The organism is Ruminococcus sp. N15.MGS-57, assembly GCF_000980385.1.
GTDB lineage: Bacteria > Bacillota > Clostridia > Oscillospirales > Ruminococcaceae > Hominimerdicola > Hominimerdicola aceti.
In genome coordinates this window covers 1-15,830 of record NZ_LARF01000044.1, presented here as the reverse complement: position 1 = coordinate 15,830, position 15,830 = coordinate 1, and the positions used below count along the sequence as shown (strand labels likewise).

Here is a 15,830-nt window from a genome sequence, read left to right as displayed (position 1 = left end):
TTTGTAAACAGGCTGGTGAAATGGTACAAACGCAGAGGAATAACGGTGAAATGTATTCAGACCGACAATGGATTTGAATTTACTAACCGCTTTTCGCCAAGCAAAAGAGACAAGAAAACGCTGTTTGAGAATACGCTCTCACAACTTGGCATTGAACACAAACTCATTCGTCCATATACGCCCAGGCACAATGGCAAAGTAGAGCGCAGTCACCGAGAAGATCACAACAAATTCTATTCGTGCCATAGGTTTTATTCCTGCGACGACTTAAACGTGCAGCTAGCTGCACGTTTAAGTCGAACAAACAACCGTCCTATGCGTCCCCTCAAATGGTTTTCGCCTATCGAATTTCTTAATGATAGTGTCCAATATGATTGACAAACCAACAGGAGGGGAGTTTAAGTGAGGAGTGAGGAATGAGGAATGAGGAGTGAGGAATGAGCAAAGCTGCCCCCAAGCACCGAGCGAAGCAAGAGATAAAGCGCACGCTCAAGCCCGGCGCTAGAGGGCTTGTGGGGTCTAGGGGCAAAGCCCCTAGCGGAGTTTGAGGCAGAGCCTCATTCGGCGATAGCCGACAAGGTGCAGATTTAATGAGAAAAAGCATACAAAAGTTGTGCTTCTTATCAAAAGTAATAACGGAGCAAAAAATCTGCACCGCCTATCCTATCCCCAATTACAACGTAAATCCGCAAAGAGCAAAGCGATTTTGCGGCGTGATGAAGTCGGGGTAGAATTGTAGTGGACGGCGCCCTCGACGTCCCGTTTCGGGGAACTGCAAGGTTTGAATTTATCACAATGTTGTGTAGACTTGTCGTGTGAAGAATATTGCGCTGCTCCCCTGAAGATGTGATTGGATAGTTTTCAGTTCTATCCAACAATGATATAATCGTGGGCTTGTTTCTTCGACGGGCGAACACTGTTCGCCCCTACTGCCGTTTGTGGGGGTATCAGGGGGTGTGTGATAATTGCAATGTGTAGTATTCTATACGAATTCAAAAAGCGGTGAAAAAGTGTTTTATACCACAATGTATGGCGTAAAATGCCCGTCACGGCGAGTGACAGTACAAAAAAACGGACAGCATAACGCTGTCCGTTTCAATTCTATCTCTTATTTGTCATCATGCGGCTCGGTGATAAGATCAAGATTGATCTCGTATTTGGAGTCGAGAGAGTTCTGTAAAGGTGCGTCCTTTACATATTTGTTTACAAGCGCTGTACTCTTTTCTACCGCCTGAAGCGTTCCTGCACCTGCTACACAGCCGCCAGGACAAGCCATGCCCTCGAGAAGATAGCCGTCATATTTGCCTGCTTTCGCAAGTGTGAGAAGCTTGCGGCAGTCCTTAAGTCCCTGCGCTGATACTACCTTGACCTCACGCTCTGGGTCAAGCTTGTGGATAACGTCTGCTACTGCCTTTGCTACGCCGCCGCTTACTGCAAAGCCACGTCCGTCACCTGTACCCTCGCAAAGATCTACCTTTTCTTCATCTGTAATGTCTTCAAATGTTACGCCCTTGGCATTGAACATTCCCATGAGTTCTTCAAAGGTAAGCACAAAGTCTACGTCGCTGCGGATAGTACGTCTTGAAGCTTCAAGCTTCTTTGCCGCACATGGTCCGATAAATGCGATACAAGCGTCAGGATCGTCCTTTTTGAGCATTCTTGCTGTAAGTACCATTGGGGTCAAAGCCATTGAAATGTATGGGGCAAGGGTAGGGAAAAGCTTCTTCGCCATTACTGACCATGCAGGACAGCATGATGTTGCCATGAATGGCTGATGTTCAGGAACTTCTCTCATGAAGTCCTTTGCTTCCTCGATGGAACAAAGGTCTGCACCTATTGCTACCTCGACCACGTCTGCAAAGCCAAGCTTCTTCATTGCCGCTGTGAGCTTTTCAGGGCTTGCCTTTGGTCCGAACTGACCTACAAATGCAGGTGCTACGATAGCGATGACCTTCTTCTTTTTCTTCATTGCTGTTATAAGCTGGAATATCTGTCCCTTGTCTACGATAGCGCCGAATGGACAGTTTACAAGACACATTCCGCAGGATACGCACTTGTCATAATCTATTTTTGCCTTGCCCTCTTCGTCTGAGCCGATAGCGTCCATGCCGCAGGCTCTTGCGCATGGTCTTTCCATTTTGTTTATTGCATTGTATGGACAGACACTCTGACATCTGCCGCACTTTATACACTTAGACTGATCTATTACTGATTTGCCATGCTTGATGGTTATGGCACCCTTTGGACAGACTTCCTGACATGGGTGTGCAAGACAGCCCTGACAGCAGTCGGTAACATGATAATGAGTTTCAGGACAGCCGTTGCAGGCAAACTTGATTATGTTTACAAGCGGTGGATCGTAATACTTTTCTGCGATCGCACTTTCTTCAATGCCGTCAGCCACAGACTTATGCTCCTCAATCGGTCTTAGGGGCAGACCGATAGCAAGACGGAGCCTTTCTTCAACGATAGCTCTTTCAAGGAAGATAGACTCACGGTAAACAGCCTTGCTTCCCGGTACTATCTTATAAGGAAGCTCTGCGATCTTTTCGGCATAATCGCCCTCTTCATAGGCAAGTCTTGCCACCTCTGTAAAGACTTTTCGTCTGATATCTGTTACTGAGGAATAGATACCTCTCATTTTCATATTTTTACCTCCTGCGTTGTTCTTCAAATTTGTGTCATACACTTACTATTGTACTATTTTTTCGGCTTTTGTCAAGTAATATATACTTTTTTTCATAAGGTATATTGAAAGTTTCGTATGGCTTACATATTTGTCTGAAAATAAGGTGGAGCGAGGGTACGAAACGGCTCAAAAAATCAAAGTATTTCTTTTTACCAAAAGTTTTTCTGTTCATGAAAGTATGTGGCTTTTGCACAGTTTTGGGCAGGACGATTTATGCAAACAAATGATAAATGATTTAATTTGGCAACATTTCTGCAATTGTTGCATTTTTTATGCAACAAAAGAGGCATTTTTCGGGATAAGTGAGAGATGTTTTTTTGAGAGCCGTTAAGATACGGTGGTACATCTTTCGCAGAAATTAAAAAAGGAGGAACGATATGGCAGGCGAACAGAAAAGATTTGCGAGATTTTTCTTCTATCTGAGAAATCTTCGTGAAGCGGCTTTGTACACCGGTGCAAGGGCGGAGGAGGCTGAGGACAGGGGGCTTGAGCTTCTGCACTCGGCAGAAACGGAGGCGGAGCTTAAAAAGCTGGAGGAGGCTGACAGCGACACACTTTCTTATGTGAAGCGAGGGCTGAACAGGATAGCTTTCGGGGCGGTGAATGACGCTGTAAAGCTTGTTTTTGACGCTGAGAACATGACGGCAAGAGACATCATGGGCATGGATCTTTTCAATGTGAGTGAGATAAAGATCAGCGGAAAGAACGTTTTGGAGATCAAGTTTTTTGACAGGCAGAAAGCCTTGGAAAAGCTTGGGGAGCTTGCGCCTCAGCTTGACGGCGGCGGTGAGTCGAAGCGACTTATCGAGAGCATTTACGGCAGGGACGGTGATAGCTTGTGAAAATAACAAGGCTGTCGGAAAATCAGAGGTTTGTTTTCAGATGGTGGACGGCACGGGAGCTTAGTGATTACGACGGGATAATCTGTGACGGTGCGGTCAGATCGGGCAAGACCTTTTGTTTGTCGGCGTCTTTTATGACATGGGCAATGACTAATTTTGACGAGTGCATTTTTGGGCTATGCTCAAAAACTATCGTGTCGCTGAAAAGGAATATCCTGCCTGCGCTCAGGGAGTATATGAAAGCCATGGGCATGACGGCTGTGGAGGTCACGTCAAAGAACTATATGGACGTGAGCTTTTGCGGCAGGAAAAACAGGTTTTACTACTTTGGCGGCAGGGACGAAGGCTCGCCCTCTCTTATCCAGGGCGTGACCCTTGCGGGGGTGCTTCTTGACGAGGCGGCTCTTATGCCCAGAAGCTTTATAGAGCAGGCTGTGGCAAGGTGTTCGGTGGCGGGGAGCAAGCTGTGGTTCAACTGCAATCCTGACAATCCTTACCACTGGTTCAAGAAAGAGTGGATAGACAAGGCGGAGGAAAAACGGCTTATCTACAGACATTTTGTGCTGGAGGACAATCCGACCCTTGACCGGGCGGTGATAGAACGCTATCACAGGATATATACGGGGACGTTTTACGAGCGCTTTGTGCTTGGCAAATGGACAGCAGCAGAGGGGCTTGTTTACCCTATGTTCGACGAGGAGAAAAACGTCTTTGAGGGGGATATACAGTGCGAGCGGTATGTTATAAGCTGTGATTACGGCACTGTAAATCCTTCAAGCTTCGGGCTTTGGGGCGAGAGTGGTGGAGTATGGTACAGACTCAGTGAGTATTACTATGATTCTCGACGTGAAGGTATGCAGAAAACTGACGAGGAGCATTACAAGGGGCTTGAAGAGCTTGCCGACGGGCTTTGCATCGAAAAGGTCATTTGCGACCCCTCGGCGGCTTCGTTCATACAGTGCATACGCAGGCATGGAAAATTCACTGTCCAGCCTGCAAAGAACGACGTTGTTTCGGGTATCAGGCTTGTGTCGGACTGCATAAAGGACGGCAGGATAAGGATAAACCGCAGATGTCATGATACGCTTCGTGAGATAAATCTTTACCGCTGGGACGATAAGGCAGGAAAGGACGCACCTGTGAAAGAGAACGATCACGCCATGGACGATATGAGATACTTTGCAGCAGAATGTCTGGGACGTGAAAAGGACGACTTTTTTGTACTGACAGTTGAGCATTAGTGCAAAAAAGTGTACAGAAAGAAAGGAGAGAAAATGAGTATTTTCAGAAAGAAGGTCCGTGAATTTGTGCCGAACACGGCAGGCTCTGACAGAGAGTCGGGGTTTCATTACAGGCTTGCGCCTGAGGGGGCTTTTCAGCAGGAGCTTTATGACACACTCAGGGCGAACGTTCCTGTTATCGACGCTTGCTTCGGCAAGATAATAAGGCTCACAGGGGGCTTTAAGGTCACGGCTTGTGACGAGAGGGCGCAGGTGGAGCTTGACAGGTTTTGCAGAGAGGTTTCCGTGGGGGTGTCGGGAAAGTCCATTTACACTTTTGCGGATATGTATCTGGATTCACTGCTTACATATGGCAAGGCGATAGGCAGGATATATGCAGATCACAGGACAGGCAAGGTCAAGGGGATATATGTTGGCGACCCGACTTTGTACAGAGTGCGTGAGGGCAGGAACGCTTTTGAAAAACGTATTTTTTACATGGGAAGCGGTGAGGAGATACCGGTAAGAAGTCCTGAAAAACTGCTTTACACGGCGCTCAATCCTAGTCCTAAGCACCCTGACGGAGTGTCTATACTCCGTGGATTGCCTGCGCTGAGCGAGATACTTATGCGAATTTACGAGTGCATGGGGCAGAACTTCGACAGGGTAGGAAATGTACGATATGCGGTGACTTATCACCCTGAGGGGGAGAGCGACAGGGCGAGAGCCAAGGAGCGTGCAGAGCAGATAGCTCAGGAATGGAGCAGAGGCATGAGGGCTTCACGAAACGGCTCGGTGCAGGATTTTGTAGCTGTGGGCGATGTGGACATAAAGGTCATAGGCGCTGACAATCAGATGATAGACACGGAGATACCTGTCAGACAGCTTATGGAACAGCTTGTAGCGAAGCTTTCAATACCACCGTTTTTGCTTGGGCTGAACTGGTCAACCACTGAGCGAATGTCTGCACAGCAATCGGATATCCTCACAAGCGAGCTTGAATATTACCGCAGATTGCTTGAACCTATACTCAGAGAGATATGCGAGGCGTTTTTAAGGCTTAACGGATATGCTTGTGGGGTGGAGATAGAGTGGGACAACATAAATCTTCAGGACGAGGAAGCGTTGGCGAAGTCAAGGCTTTACAATGCACAGGCTAAGGCGGCGGAGCTTGAAAACGAAAGGGTAGAGAACGAGAGAAAAAAGGAGGAAATGCAATGAGCGAAACAGTATCAGGCGAGGAGCTTGAAAAGATAAACGGCTATGCGAGAGAGCCGCTCACTGAGGACAAGGTCTTTGTTTTCAGGGTGGCGCTTTGTGACAATGACATTGACAGAGATGGTGAAAAGTTTTCATCAGGCGCTTTGGAGAAGCTTGTGGAGCTTTTTAAAGGCAGAACGGGTATTTTCGACCATGACCCTAAAAGCTCAAAGCAGACTGCCAGAATATTCGACACTTGGGTGGAAACTCTGCCTGAGAAAACTACGACAGACGGAGAGGTCTACCGCAGGCTTATGGCAAAGGCTTACATGGTGCGAACTGCTTCTAACGGCGACCTTATAAGTGAGATTCAGGGCGGAATAAAGAAAGAGGTATCCGTTAGCTGCACCATGGGAAAGAAGCTTTGCTCTGTATGCGGAGCGGATATGTACAAGGGCGGCTGTGACCATGAAAAGGGCGGTGAATACGGCGGTAAGCTGTGTTATCACATTCTTGACGAGCCGCTTGACGCTTACGAGTGGTCGTTCGTGGCAGTGCCTGCACAGGTGAACGCAGGGGTAACGAAGCGTTTTGCCTTAAGGGAGAAACAGGAAAGCACCGACAAGAGCTATGAGCTTGCCCTTGCAAGGGAAGCTTTTGAAAAGGACGTTTTAAGGCTCAGCTATTTCTGCAAGCCTTTTATGAGTGCAAAGCGTGTGAAAGAACTTGCGGAGCTTATGACAGTTACGGAGCTTATTGACTTCCGTGGCAGGCTTGAAAAGCAGGCGGCTGAGAATGAGGAGGTCTACAAAGCCGAAAGGGAGAGCTTTATCACGGGGGATTACAAGATGTAAGAGACAGATGTAAAAGGGGGCGATGACAATGTGGAGATAGGGGCTTAAATGCCAGAATGTGATATCATTACTGTAGGGGCGAACAGTGTTCACCCGAAAAGACAAATGGTTTTCGATGATACGAAAATCAGTACAAAAAATCGGACAAATTTAATTATCGAAAAGGAGAAAATAATATGTACAACAATATCAAACTTGAAAAGGGACTTTATTCTATCACAGGCAAGACATTCACACAGGCACTGGCTGAGCTTGATCCTGACGCAAACTATGAGAACACCGAGCTTAAAGGTCTTGACGCTTTTGAAAGACAGCTCAAGCGTTTTGACATCAAGGTAAAGGGTGCAAATTCTGACAGGGTGGAAAAATTCTTCATTTCCACTGAGTCGGCAGTGCTTTTCCCTGAGTACATAAGACGCACTGTCAAGCAGGGCATGGACGATGCTTCTATCATGGGCAAGGTAGCGGCGGCTGTTTCATACACTGACGGAGTGGATTTCAGAGGTCTGAACGTTACAAAGTCAGGTTCAACTGACGTTGTGGCAGAGGGTGGAAATGTGCCTATCACAACTGTCAGACTTAGCACCTCCAGTAAGACTCTTACAAAGTTTGCAAGACGTCTTAACTGTTCTTTTGAGTCTGTAAGGAAGCAGAAGCTTGAGGCTTTCGGCGTGGTGCTGAGAAACCTTGGGGCGACTATAAGCAGAGATGTGAACAGCTTTGCTATGACTGAGATAACAAGAGGTATTACAGCTCAGACTCTTATTGGCAGTGAGCTTACTTACGCTGATCTGGCGGCTTTTTGGGCTTCCATGGGCGAGTTTAACATGACGACCATGATCTGTACTCCTGATGTTATGGCTAAGATCCTTGCTATGGACGAGATGAAATACTGCATTGGCGACTATATGGCAGGCGGCACAGTTCAGACGCCATATGGTGTAACGCTTGTAAAATGCCCTCAGCTCACAGGCGGTATTGCGGTGGGCATCGACCAGAGCAGTGCTGTTGAAATGGTGCTTGGAGGAGATGTTATCGTGGACTACGATAAGCTTATTACTAATCAGTGCAACGAGATCGTTTGCTCAGTGCTTGCAGGTTTCTCTGTACTTACGAGCGGTGCTGTAAAGACGCTGAAAACTACAAAGTAAGCTGAGAGGATAATGAAAAAAGGGACGGTGGGCGGGTATATTTTTTGAAAGGAGCAGGAAAATGGCAATAAGCAAAGACAATGTAAAGAGCAATTTCATGGAGCTAAGCGGACTTGACAGCACGTCGGCTGAGGTGTATGCAGGGCTTATAACGGTGTGTGCTGACGAAATGGAAAAGGCTGTTGACCAGGAGCGAATGGTCGCTGAAGGCGGGACGGCTATATGCGAATTTGCGGCGGCAGCGGAGGTCTTTTACAGATTTATTTGTCTGAAAGCCGCTGAATACAAGGTCATGTTTACGGCACAAGGCAAGGCGGTGGAGGCTTTTGACGAGGAGAACAGGATAAAGGCGGCAAGAGAGCTTCGTGACAGCGCAGTTTCAAGGGCGGAAAGATTTTTCTCAAAGGACGGTTTTGTATTCAATGCAGTTATCGCATATTAGGAAGGAGGACGAGCCATGACAGTCTGGACAGAAATGGCGGCAGAGATAAAAAAGATACTTGACGGAGCAGGCTTTACTGCAATGGGTGAATACACTTCGGCTGACAGTCTATTGCACAGTGGGGAAGCAATTGGCTTCTATGGGCTTAAAGGCTATGATGTGGTCGATGAAGTCATTGGGCAGGGCGGCAAAAAGCTTTACACTGAGTATATATGTCATATCGACCTGCGGCTCATGGGCAAGGCAGGAAAATACGATGACATGGAGGAGCTTCAGGGAAAGTGTGAAAGTGTTATGGCGGAGCTTGCAAAAAGCGAGGTTCTGAATGTAAAGGGCGCAAAGCTTGGAGGCGCAGTTCAGACATTGCCCCTTCACAGGCTCGAAAGGCAGGCAGAGCTTAGTATCGGCATTTGCAGTGAGGAGGATATAAGTGAGTAAAAAGGGAAAGATAAAGCTTGACATCGGCACACGTTCATTTTACATGGACGGAGTTAAGCGAAGCGGAGGTTACATTCAGGAGGAAACAAAGGCTGTGAATGGTATTTTGCGAAATATCTCAGGCAAGGCGGCGGAGATATTTCAGTTCAGCGGCAGGATCGCTCCGTCGGACAAGGCTTACGCTTGGGCGGCTCTAAGCGAGAACGGAGGAAAGGCGATCAATTTCACGGCAGACGGGGTCTTATACAGCGGATACATACTCTCAGAGATAGAAATGGATTTTCAGCCTGACAGGATGATCGGAAGCCTTATGATAAAGCTTAGGGGGGCGGAATAATGGCGAAGATATACATCAGGTTTGAAATTATTGGCAGTGGCAATTTGGACTATAGAAACATTGTTTCAGCAAGGCTTGTGAAAGACCGCTATACGCCATACAGTGAACTTAGAGCGTCTGTAGTTCTGAATAACAGCATAAATCTTAACAATATCAGGCGTGTGGCACTATATATAGGCAGCAGGCGTATGCACTACGGTCCTGCGGATTACATCAGAACAAGGGTGAGAGGTGGAAAAACTGTTCTTGAACTTATAAGCCGTGGGATAACACTTATGCTGGGGCAGAACGAGCCTGAACCTGGGGTATGGTCTAAGGTGAGTTTGACAGATATTATGAAGAGCTACAGCCCCTCAAGCGAGATAACCTACGAGAGTGGAACTAAAACTGTTAACTATGTGAACATCAAAGAGAAGTCTACACTGTGGGAGGCTATCGGCGTATATGCGGTCAAGGCTTACGGCAGGCGTGCATATATCAGAGGGGACAGGCAGGTCAATGTGTCGCTGAGTATCCTTTCGGTGAATATCGGTACTCAGCGTATTATTGAATACGGCAAACAGCTTGATACGAGATCGATGCTGTCGAAGATATATATGAAAAACGTGGAAGGGGAGTATGGATATAGCTATTCAAGCGGTAAAACTATACCACATGGTATCACGAGGGAGAAGTATTATGGTCTTGATAAGCAGTGGCTCAATAATGTAGTTGTCGGGCTTAAAGATAGGATAGAGTTTGCAGAGAGGGAGTATTTGGTGGAGCATATCACATATGAGGGGTATTGCGGTGAGGATATCACGGATAAAATAATTTGTAATGGATATGGCGTAAATGGAAAAAGAGTGAGCAGAATGGAGATAACGGTCAATAGCAAAGGTATGCAAACGAAGCTTTTATGTGAATAGGAAAGAGAAGTAAGGAATGAATAGAGCAAAAAAACAGCGTACAGAAAAACTGTACGCTGTTTGAAGCTTCGTATTAACCCTTTACGCTTCCCAGAGCAACACCACGAATGATGAACTTTGAAAGACAAAGGTAAACAATTACTACAGGGAGGATAGCAAGTACGATGTACAAGCTGAACATTCCCACGTCCTTCTCCTGAGGTCCTGCATAACGCATTGCGTTGAGTACCAGAGGGATCGTGTACTTACTCTTTGATGTAAGAATAAGTCTTGGCATAAAGTAGTTGTTCCAGTTTGTTACGAATGTAAAGATGATCTGAACTGCGAATGCAGGCTTGAGGATAGGAGTAACAATCTTGTTGAAGGTCTTGAACTCTCCGCAACCGTCGATACGGGCGGCTTCTACGATCTCAAGCGGAAGTGCAGACGCCATATACTGCTTCATGAAGTAGTATGTAGCTGGTGCTGCGACAGCAGGAATTATCAGCGGAATATAAGTATCTGTCCAGCCAAGTTTGTTCATGAACTGGTAGAAACCGATAGCTGAAGCCTGTGTTGGAACCATCATTACGATGAGAATGAACATATCTGCGAACTTTCTCAGCTTGAACTGGTAAACGTGTGTTGCATATGCTGTCAGTGCTGAGAAGTATACGCTGAGCAATGAAGCACAAGCTGATATGAACAGTGAGTTAGCCAGTGAACGCCATACGCTTCCGTATGCTACGGCTGTTGAACCGCTGAAAAGGTTCTTGAAGTTTGTTGCGAGGAAGTGGTCAGGATACCACCTGATACCTGCCTGTGATCTGCCTCGTGTTGCGTTGATTATCAAAAGATAGAATGGGAAAAGTGAAACAACGACCAAAAGAACAAGGACAACATAAGCTATTATCCTATGTATGATAAGACCAGTACTATTTGTCTTTTCACCAACTATTTCAGTACTTCTTGGCATTTCAGCTTACCCCCTTTTCTTCTTTTTCTTCTTTCCGTCATGATCAGCAGATGCAAACATAAGTGCAAGTCCGATAATAGCGGAAACGATAAAGATTATTACGCAGAGTGCAGACGCCTTACCGATGTCGCCCTGCTTATTTGCCTGGATTATCATTACGACGGTCTTAAGCTTTCCGTTAGGGCTACCCATATCCTTTGTGAGGAGGGCAGGTACGTCGTACATCTGAAGTCCACCGATGAGTGATGTTACAAGAACATATGACATGATAGGCTTGATGAGCGGAATTGTGATCTTCCAGAATGTCTGGCTGGAAGTTGCACCGTCGATCTGTGCTGACTCATAGAGTGATGTATCAACACCCATGATAGCAGCCATAAGAAGAATTGTTGTATTACCATACCAAAGTATGAAGTTGATGAGTCCAACTACACCTCTTGATCCCCAAACGCTTTCAAGGAGTGGTACCTTGATAAGATCATAGATAGCGCCGCCTCTGCTGAACAAGCTGTAGAACAGAAATGCAAAAGCAGATGCCATGATTACGTTTGGAAGATAGATAACAGCCTTGAAGAATCCCTGAGCCTTTATCTTAAGACGAAGGTCAGTGAACCATACTGCAAGGATAAGAGAGATAACGATCTGTGGGATAAATCCTACGATCCACATGATGATCGTATTCCAGAAAGACTGGAGAAGGTCACTTCCTGATGTGAATATAGTTGAATAGTTATCGAAACCGCAGAATGTCGGTGTTACTTCGACAGCCTGTCTTGTCCAACCACCGCCGATAGAGCCCTGATCCTTAACATAGTCCGTAAAGCTGTAATAGAAAGTCTGGAACAGAGGATATAGTGAGAAGATGATGTAAACTACAAAGAATGGGATAAGGAAAATATATCCCCACTTGGCATAGCTTATGCTTTTTCTCTTCATATAAGTATACCTATTCCTTTCGTGAGATTAATAAATAATAGGGGGGGATATCCTCCACCCCCTATATTTAATTAGATACTGTTTTTTTATACGATTAGAAATCGCAAGTAAGGTTACCATAGAGGTCTGTGATGTTCTTCTTGAAGTTCTCAAGAGCAGCCTCATATGAATCAACTGTGCCAAGGAAGTAGTCCTTCATAGCACCCTGGAATTTCTCGTTGCAGCCCTGGTCATAAGCAGAAAGCTTGTTCTCGAGGGAGATCTTGTCAGCAGCCTCTGTAAGAAGTGCAAGGTGATCCTGTCCGCCGAGGAATGCGTTTGTATAACCGCCGTCGATAAGCTCCTTGATAGCAGCCTTGTTGTTTGTGTAGTCCTGCTCGCCCTCAGTGATAGCCTTAGCTACGTCCTTGTTGCAAGTCATTACCTTCATGATATCAGCAACGATATCCTGGTTATCGGAGTCGATAGCGCCGCAGATCCATGTACCGCCCCAGTAGTAAGCCTGTGGGCCTGAGCAAGCCTTCCAGAGACCATAACCGCCGTTGCCTTCCTTAGCGTTTGAACCATCAGCCTTGATCTCTTCGTCAACTGTGTTTGGAAGAAGTGTGAAAGGAATGCCCCATGTTGAGAAGAAGTAGCCGAATACGCCACCGTCAATCTTCTGGCCAGCAGCCCAAGCATCGTCCCAAAGGGAAGTCTTGTTGTTGTAGCCCTTGTCTGTGTATTCCTTAGTCTGGTCAGCCCAAGCCTTGATCTGTGGGTCAATTGTGATCTTGTTGTCTGTTACCCATGGGCTAGACATATTGTTTGAGAAGCATCTGTATGTATCATCGAAACCAGATACCATCTTGTAGCCCTTGTCAGCCATCTTCTGAGCTGTTGCTGTGAATGTATCCCAATCCTTAACAGCTTCCTGAACCTTCTCTGGATCGCTTGTGCCGAGAACGTCCTCAGCGATCTTTGTGTTGTAGAGGAACAGACCTGGAGTTGCCTGCCATGATACACCCTTCAGCTCGCCTGTCTTTGTATCTGTTGCAACGTCCTTTGTGTACTGATACATCTGTGACATATCGTCGTCTGTGATGCCGAGGTCCTGAATAGAAAGTGCAACGTCGCCGTTAGCATACTTCAGAGCGTAGTCAGCTTCCATAAGGAACATATCTACCTTCTCTGTGCTGTCCTGCTGACCCTTAAGAGCCTCGTCCAGCTTTGTCTGGTAAGCGTTACCTTCGTTTTCAACCTGTACCCAGTTCAGCTTAACGCCGTTGATAGTTGCGATCTCCTTAGAACCATCAGTAAGCTCGTTGTATGTAAGCTCGTTTGATGTGCCCTGTGGATAGTACTTATCAAGTCTTGACTTGAACTCTGTGTTCCAGCAGTAAATTGTAAGAGTCTTCTTTGAATCCTCTGATGAATCCACACCGTGAAGCTCAGCTGTGTTTACTCTGTCAGAGCTGTTGTTGATGCCTGTGTTGTTGCCAGCCTTTGATGTGCTGCCGCCATTCTTGTCAGATGTTGAAGATGAATCTGTGTTGCCGCAAGCTGTGAACATTGAAGCTGCCAGACAGAGGCTCAATGAACCTGCAAGTACTTTCTTAAGATTTGCCATAATAATTTTCCTCCTTAAAATCGCATTAGTTTATTTGATTTGCTCCGCAGCATTTCTGCGGAAAATTAATGCCTTGAATTAATTGATGTCGCTTACCGAACCGCCTTCCAGCAGCTTTCCGTCGACTGTTATCACCTCTTTAAAGGTGGTCTGTGGGTTTTCTATCAGTGATACCAGCTGTTTTGCGGCTGTTACACCGATAAGGTCTGTGTCCTGAAGATAAGTCGTAAGCTTTGGAGAGAGAAGCTGTGAATAAGCTATTCCGTCGTAGCCCACTATCGAGATATCCTCCGGTACTGAAAGACCCATTTCCTTGACTGCATTGAAAGCTCCCATTGCTGAATAATCATCGGGCATGAAAACGCAGGTCGGTTTGTTCTCTCTGCTAAGAAGTTCTTTTGTCAGCTTATAAGTCAGATCAGGGTTATGATAATCACCGTTAAGTATCCAATCGGGATCAACTGAAATTCCTCTTGTCATACAAGCTTTATAGAAGCCTGCCAGACGTCTTTCGGCTACTGCCGATCTGTTGCCCTGGATAAAAGCGATCTTCCTGTGCCCCATCTTCGTCACATAGTTGATAAGCTCCTCCATACCTTTTTCATTATTGGACATGATCGCTGTTCTGCAATCGAAGATGTGGTCGATCGTGACCACTGGTATATCTCCGTTTATCACCTCGTACACGTCCTGCGACGTAAAATCCGTACAGGCAATGATAACACCGTCAACATTGCGGTATTTGCAATGTTCGTATGTAGACATTTTCTGCTTGCCCACATCTCTATTTATAAAGGTTATATCATATCCTGCTGCTTCAGCCGTAGTCTTAAAGCTGTCAAGCACCTTTGCGAAAAACTCATGGGTAAGACCGCTTCCTGCTTCGTCGAGATACATGACCCCGAGATTATAGGTCCTGTTGGTCTTTAAAGCTCTTGCCTGAGAATTTGGGAAGTAGCCCATTTCTTTGGCGGCTTTCATAAGTCTTTCTCTTGTTGCCTCGCTTACGTCCTTATGGCCGTTGAGGGCTTTGCTTACGGTTGCGATGGATACTCCGCAGCGAACGGAAATGTCTTTTAAGGAAACCAATGATATTTCCGCCTTTCCGTAGATTTTAAACGTTTACGCTTGATGTTTTCCATGAAAACTTATTTCAAACGTTTCCGTTAATAAAAATATACAATATTCTCGGCATAATTTCAAGCCTTTTTTCACATTTTTATGCCCTCTGTAATAAATTATGGAGGTTTAGCCAATTTTTCAACTTTACTTTTGTGCATTTTAACAATGCTATTTGGACAATTGTAATCGATTTGTTACAAAGAAACTGACAGGCTAATCAAAAAGCTGCGAAAATGCACTGCGTTTTCTGAGGGGTATATGAAACCAGGCTGTGTGGTATGTGAAAAATGTATATAAACATTTCTTTTGTATACAATTATGTTATGTGAAATTACAAAAACCATTAAAGAACCTTATTCATTAAACGTTTTCGGATAATAATTGTTGAAAAGTGTGTTGTAACATATGATATTGTTAAAATATTGTCTTGATATTAAAATATGATAGTCATTTGATCGGAAAAGTTGGAATATTCGGCGTTTGCGAAGATATTTTGAAACGTTTAAGCATATTTTAGCGTTTTTTTTATTGTGCAAAATAACGATGTGGAAAGAAAACGTATTTATTTCATACATTATATTCACAAGCTACATATGATATGACTATTTGATAGGGATTTTGCAAAGCTTTGAAAAAAATCTTGAATTTACTTTGAGAAAAATCTTGAATTTGTTGGTTTGTCAATCATATTGGACACTATCATTAAGAAATTCGATAGGCGAAAACCATTTGAGGGGACGCATAGGACGGTTGTTTGTTCGACTTAAACGTGCAGCTAGCTGCACGTTTAAGTCGTCGCAGGAATAAAACCTATGGCACGAATAGAATTTGTTGTGATCTTCTCGGTGACTGCGCTCTACTTTGCCATTGTGCCTGGGCGTATATGGACGAATGAGTTTGTGTTCAATGCCAAGTTGTGAGAGCGTATTCTCAAACAGCGTTTTCTTGTCTCTTTTGCTTGGCGAAAAGCGGTTAGTAAATTCAAATCCATTGTCGGTCTGAATACATTTCACTGTTATTCCTCTGCGTTTGTACCATTTCACCAGCCTTTTTACAAAGTCTGCTGAAGAACAGGTGCTTTGCTCCTCATATCCGTATAAAAATCTTATCCTGGTATACTCATCGAT

General features: G+C 45.3%; 16 protein-coding genes. 10 read left to right on the top strand and 6 right to left on the bottom strand.

From position 1 onward, the window contains the following. Positions 1-15: 15 nt before the first annotated feature. Positions 16-378 carry an integrase core domain-containing protein gene (locus WS40_RS11580; RefSeq protein ID WP_325208503.1) on the top strand — a complete coding sequence of 121 codons (363 nt, stop codon included), beginning with the start codon at positions 16-18 and terminating at the stop codon, positions 376-378. A 730-nt stretch (positions 379-1,108) separates the two neighbouring features. Here WS40_RS11580 and WS40_RS08885 read toward each other — a convergent pair. Further along, entirely contained in the window at positions 1,109-2,641 is a 1,533-nt protein-coding gene (locus WS40_RS08885) for a 4Fe-4S dicluster domain-containing protein (RefSeq protein WP_041337749.1), read from the bottom strand. A 425-nt stretch (positions 2,642-3,066) separates the two neighbouring features. Here WS40_RS08885 and WS40_RS08880 point away from each other — a divergent pair, with 425 nt between their 5' ends. The 9 genes from WS40_RS08880 (at position 3,067) to WS40_RS08840 (ending at position 10,081) form a co-directional block, all read left to right on the top strand. Beyond that, the gene (locus tag WS40_RS08880) at positions 3,067-3,531 is read left to right on the top strand and encodes a terminase small subunit (RefSeq protein ID WP_046441733.1); all 465 of its coding nucleotides are present in this window, start codon (positions 3,067-3,069) and stop codon (positions 3,529-3,531) included. Then, on the top strand, positions 3,528-4,772 hold the full coding sequence (locus WS40_RS08875; RefSeq protein ID WP_046441732.1) for a PBSX family phage terminase large subunit: 1,245 nt from the start codon (positions 3,528-3,530) through the stop codon (positions 4,770-4,772). The genes WS40_RS08880 and WS40_RS08875 overlap by 4 nt, the downstream gene beginning before the upstream one ends. 33 nt (positions 4,773-4,805) lie before the next feature. Further along, positions 4,806-5,972 (top strand): phage portal protein, encoded by a 1,167-nt coding sequence (locus WS40_RS08870; protein ID WP_046441731.1) that lies wholly within the window; start codon positions 4,806-4,808, stop codon positions 5,970-5,972. After that, positions 5,969-6,805, top strand: coding sequence for a hypothetical protein (locus WS40_RS08865; RefSeq protein ID WP_278635189.1), 837 nt, complete (start codon positions 5,969-5,971; stop codon positions 6,803-6,805). The genes WS40_RS08870 and WS40_RS08865 overlap by 4 nt, the downstream gene beginning before the upstream one ends. A gap of 176 nt (positions 6,806-6,981) precedes the next feature. Then, positions 6,982-7,956, top strand: a complete 975-nt coding sequence (locus tag WS40_RS08860) for a phage major capsid protein (protein ID WP_046441730.1) — start codon at positions 6,982-6,984, stop codon at positions 7,954-7,956. A 61-nt stretch (positions 7,957-8,017) separates the two neighbouring features. Beyond that, positions 8,018-8,398 carry a hypothetical protein gene (locus WS40_RS08855; protein WP_022287532.1) on the top strand — a complete coding sequence of 127 codons (381 nt, stop codon included), beginning with the start codon at positions 8,018-8,020 and terminating at the stop codon, positions 8,396-8,398. Positions 8,399-8,413: 15 nt separating this feature from the next. Then, complete coding sequence (locus tag WS40_RS08850) at positions 8,414-8,836, top strand: hypothetical protein (RefSeq protein ID WP_046441729.1); 423 nt, start codon at positions 8,414-8,416, stop codon at positions 8,834-8,836. After that, positions 8,829-9,173, top strand: a complete 345-nt coding sequence (locus WS40_RS08845) for a hypothetical protein (protein ID WP_041337428.1) — start codon at positions 8,829-8,831, stop codon at positions 9,171-9,173. The genes WS40_RS08850 and WS40_RS08845 overlap by 8 nt, the downstream gene beginning before the upstream one ends. After that, entirely contained in the window at positions 9,173-10,081 is a 909-nt protein-coding gene (locus WS40_RS08840) for a hypothetical protein (RefSeq protein ID WP_046441728.1), read from the top strand. The genes WS40_RS08845 and WS40_RS08840 overlap by 1 nt, the downstream gene beginning before the upstream one ends. 73 nt (positions 10,082-10,154) lie before the next feature. On the opposite strand, the gene WS40_RS08835 is transcribed toward WS40_RS08840, so the two are convergent. The 5 genes from WS40_RS08835 to WS40_RS08815 form a co-directional block, all read right to left on the bottom strand. Next, entirely contained in the window at positions 10,155-11,036 is an 882-nt protein-coding gene (locus tag WS40_RS08835) for a carbohydrate ABC transporter permease (protein WP_022287528.1), read from the bottom strand. Between the two features lie 6 nt (positions 11,037-11,042). Beyond that, entirely contained in the window at positions 11,043-11,972 is a 930-nt protein-coding gene (locus WS40_RS08830) for a carbohydrate ABC transporter permease (protein WP_041337430.1), read from the bottom strand. Between the two features lie 94 nt (positions 11,973-12,066). Then, positions 12,067-13,581, bottom strand: coding sequence for a hypothetical protein (locus tag WS40_RS08825; protein WP_046441727.1), 1,515 nt, complete (start codon positions 13,579-13,581; stop codon positions 12,067-12,069). 78 nt (positions 13,582-13,659) lie between these two features. Beyond that, positions 13,660-14,670: a LacI family DNA-binding transcriptional regulator gene (locus WS40_RS08820; protein WP_046441726.1), complete on the bottom strand. Its 1,011-nt coding sequence runs from the start codon at positions 14,668-14,670 to the stop codon at positions 13,660-13,662. Positions 14,671-15,383: 713 nt separating this feature from the next. Beyond that, positions 15,384-15,830: integrase core domain-containing protein (locus WS40_RS08815; protein WP_325208502.1), on the bottom strand; the 447-nt coding region annotated here is incomplete at its 5' end.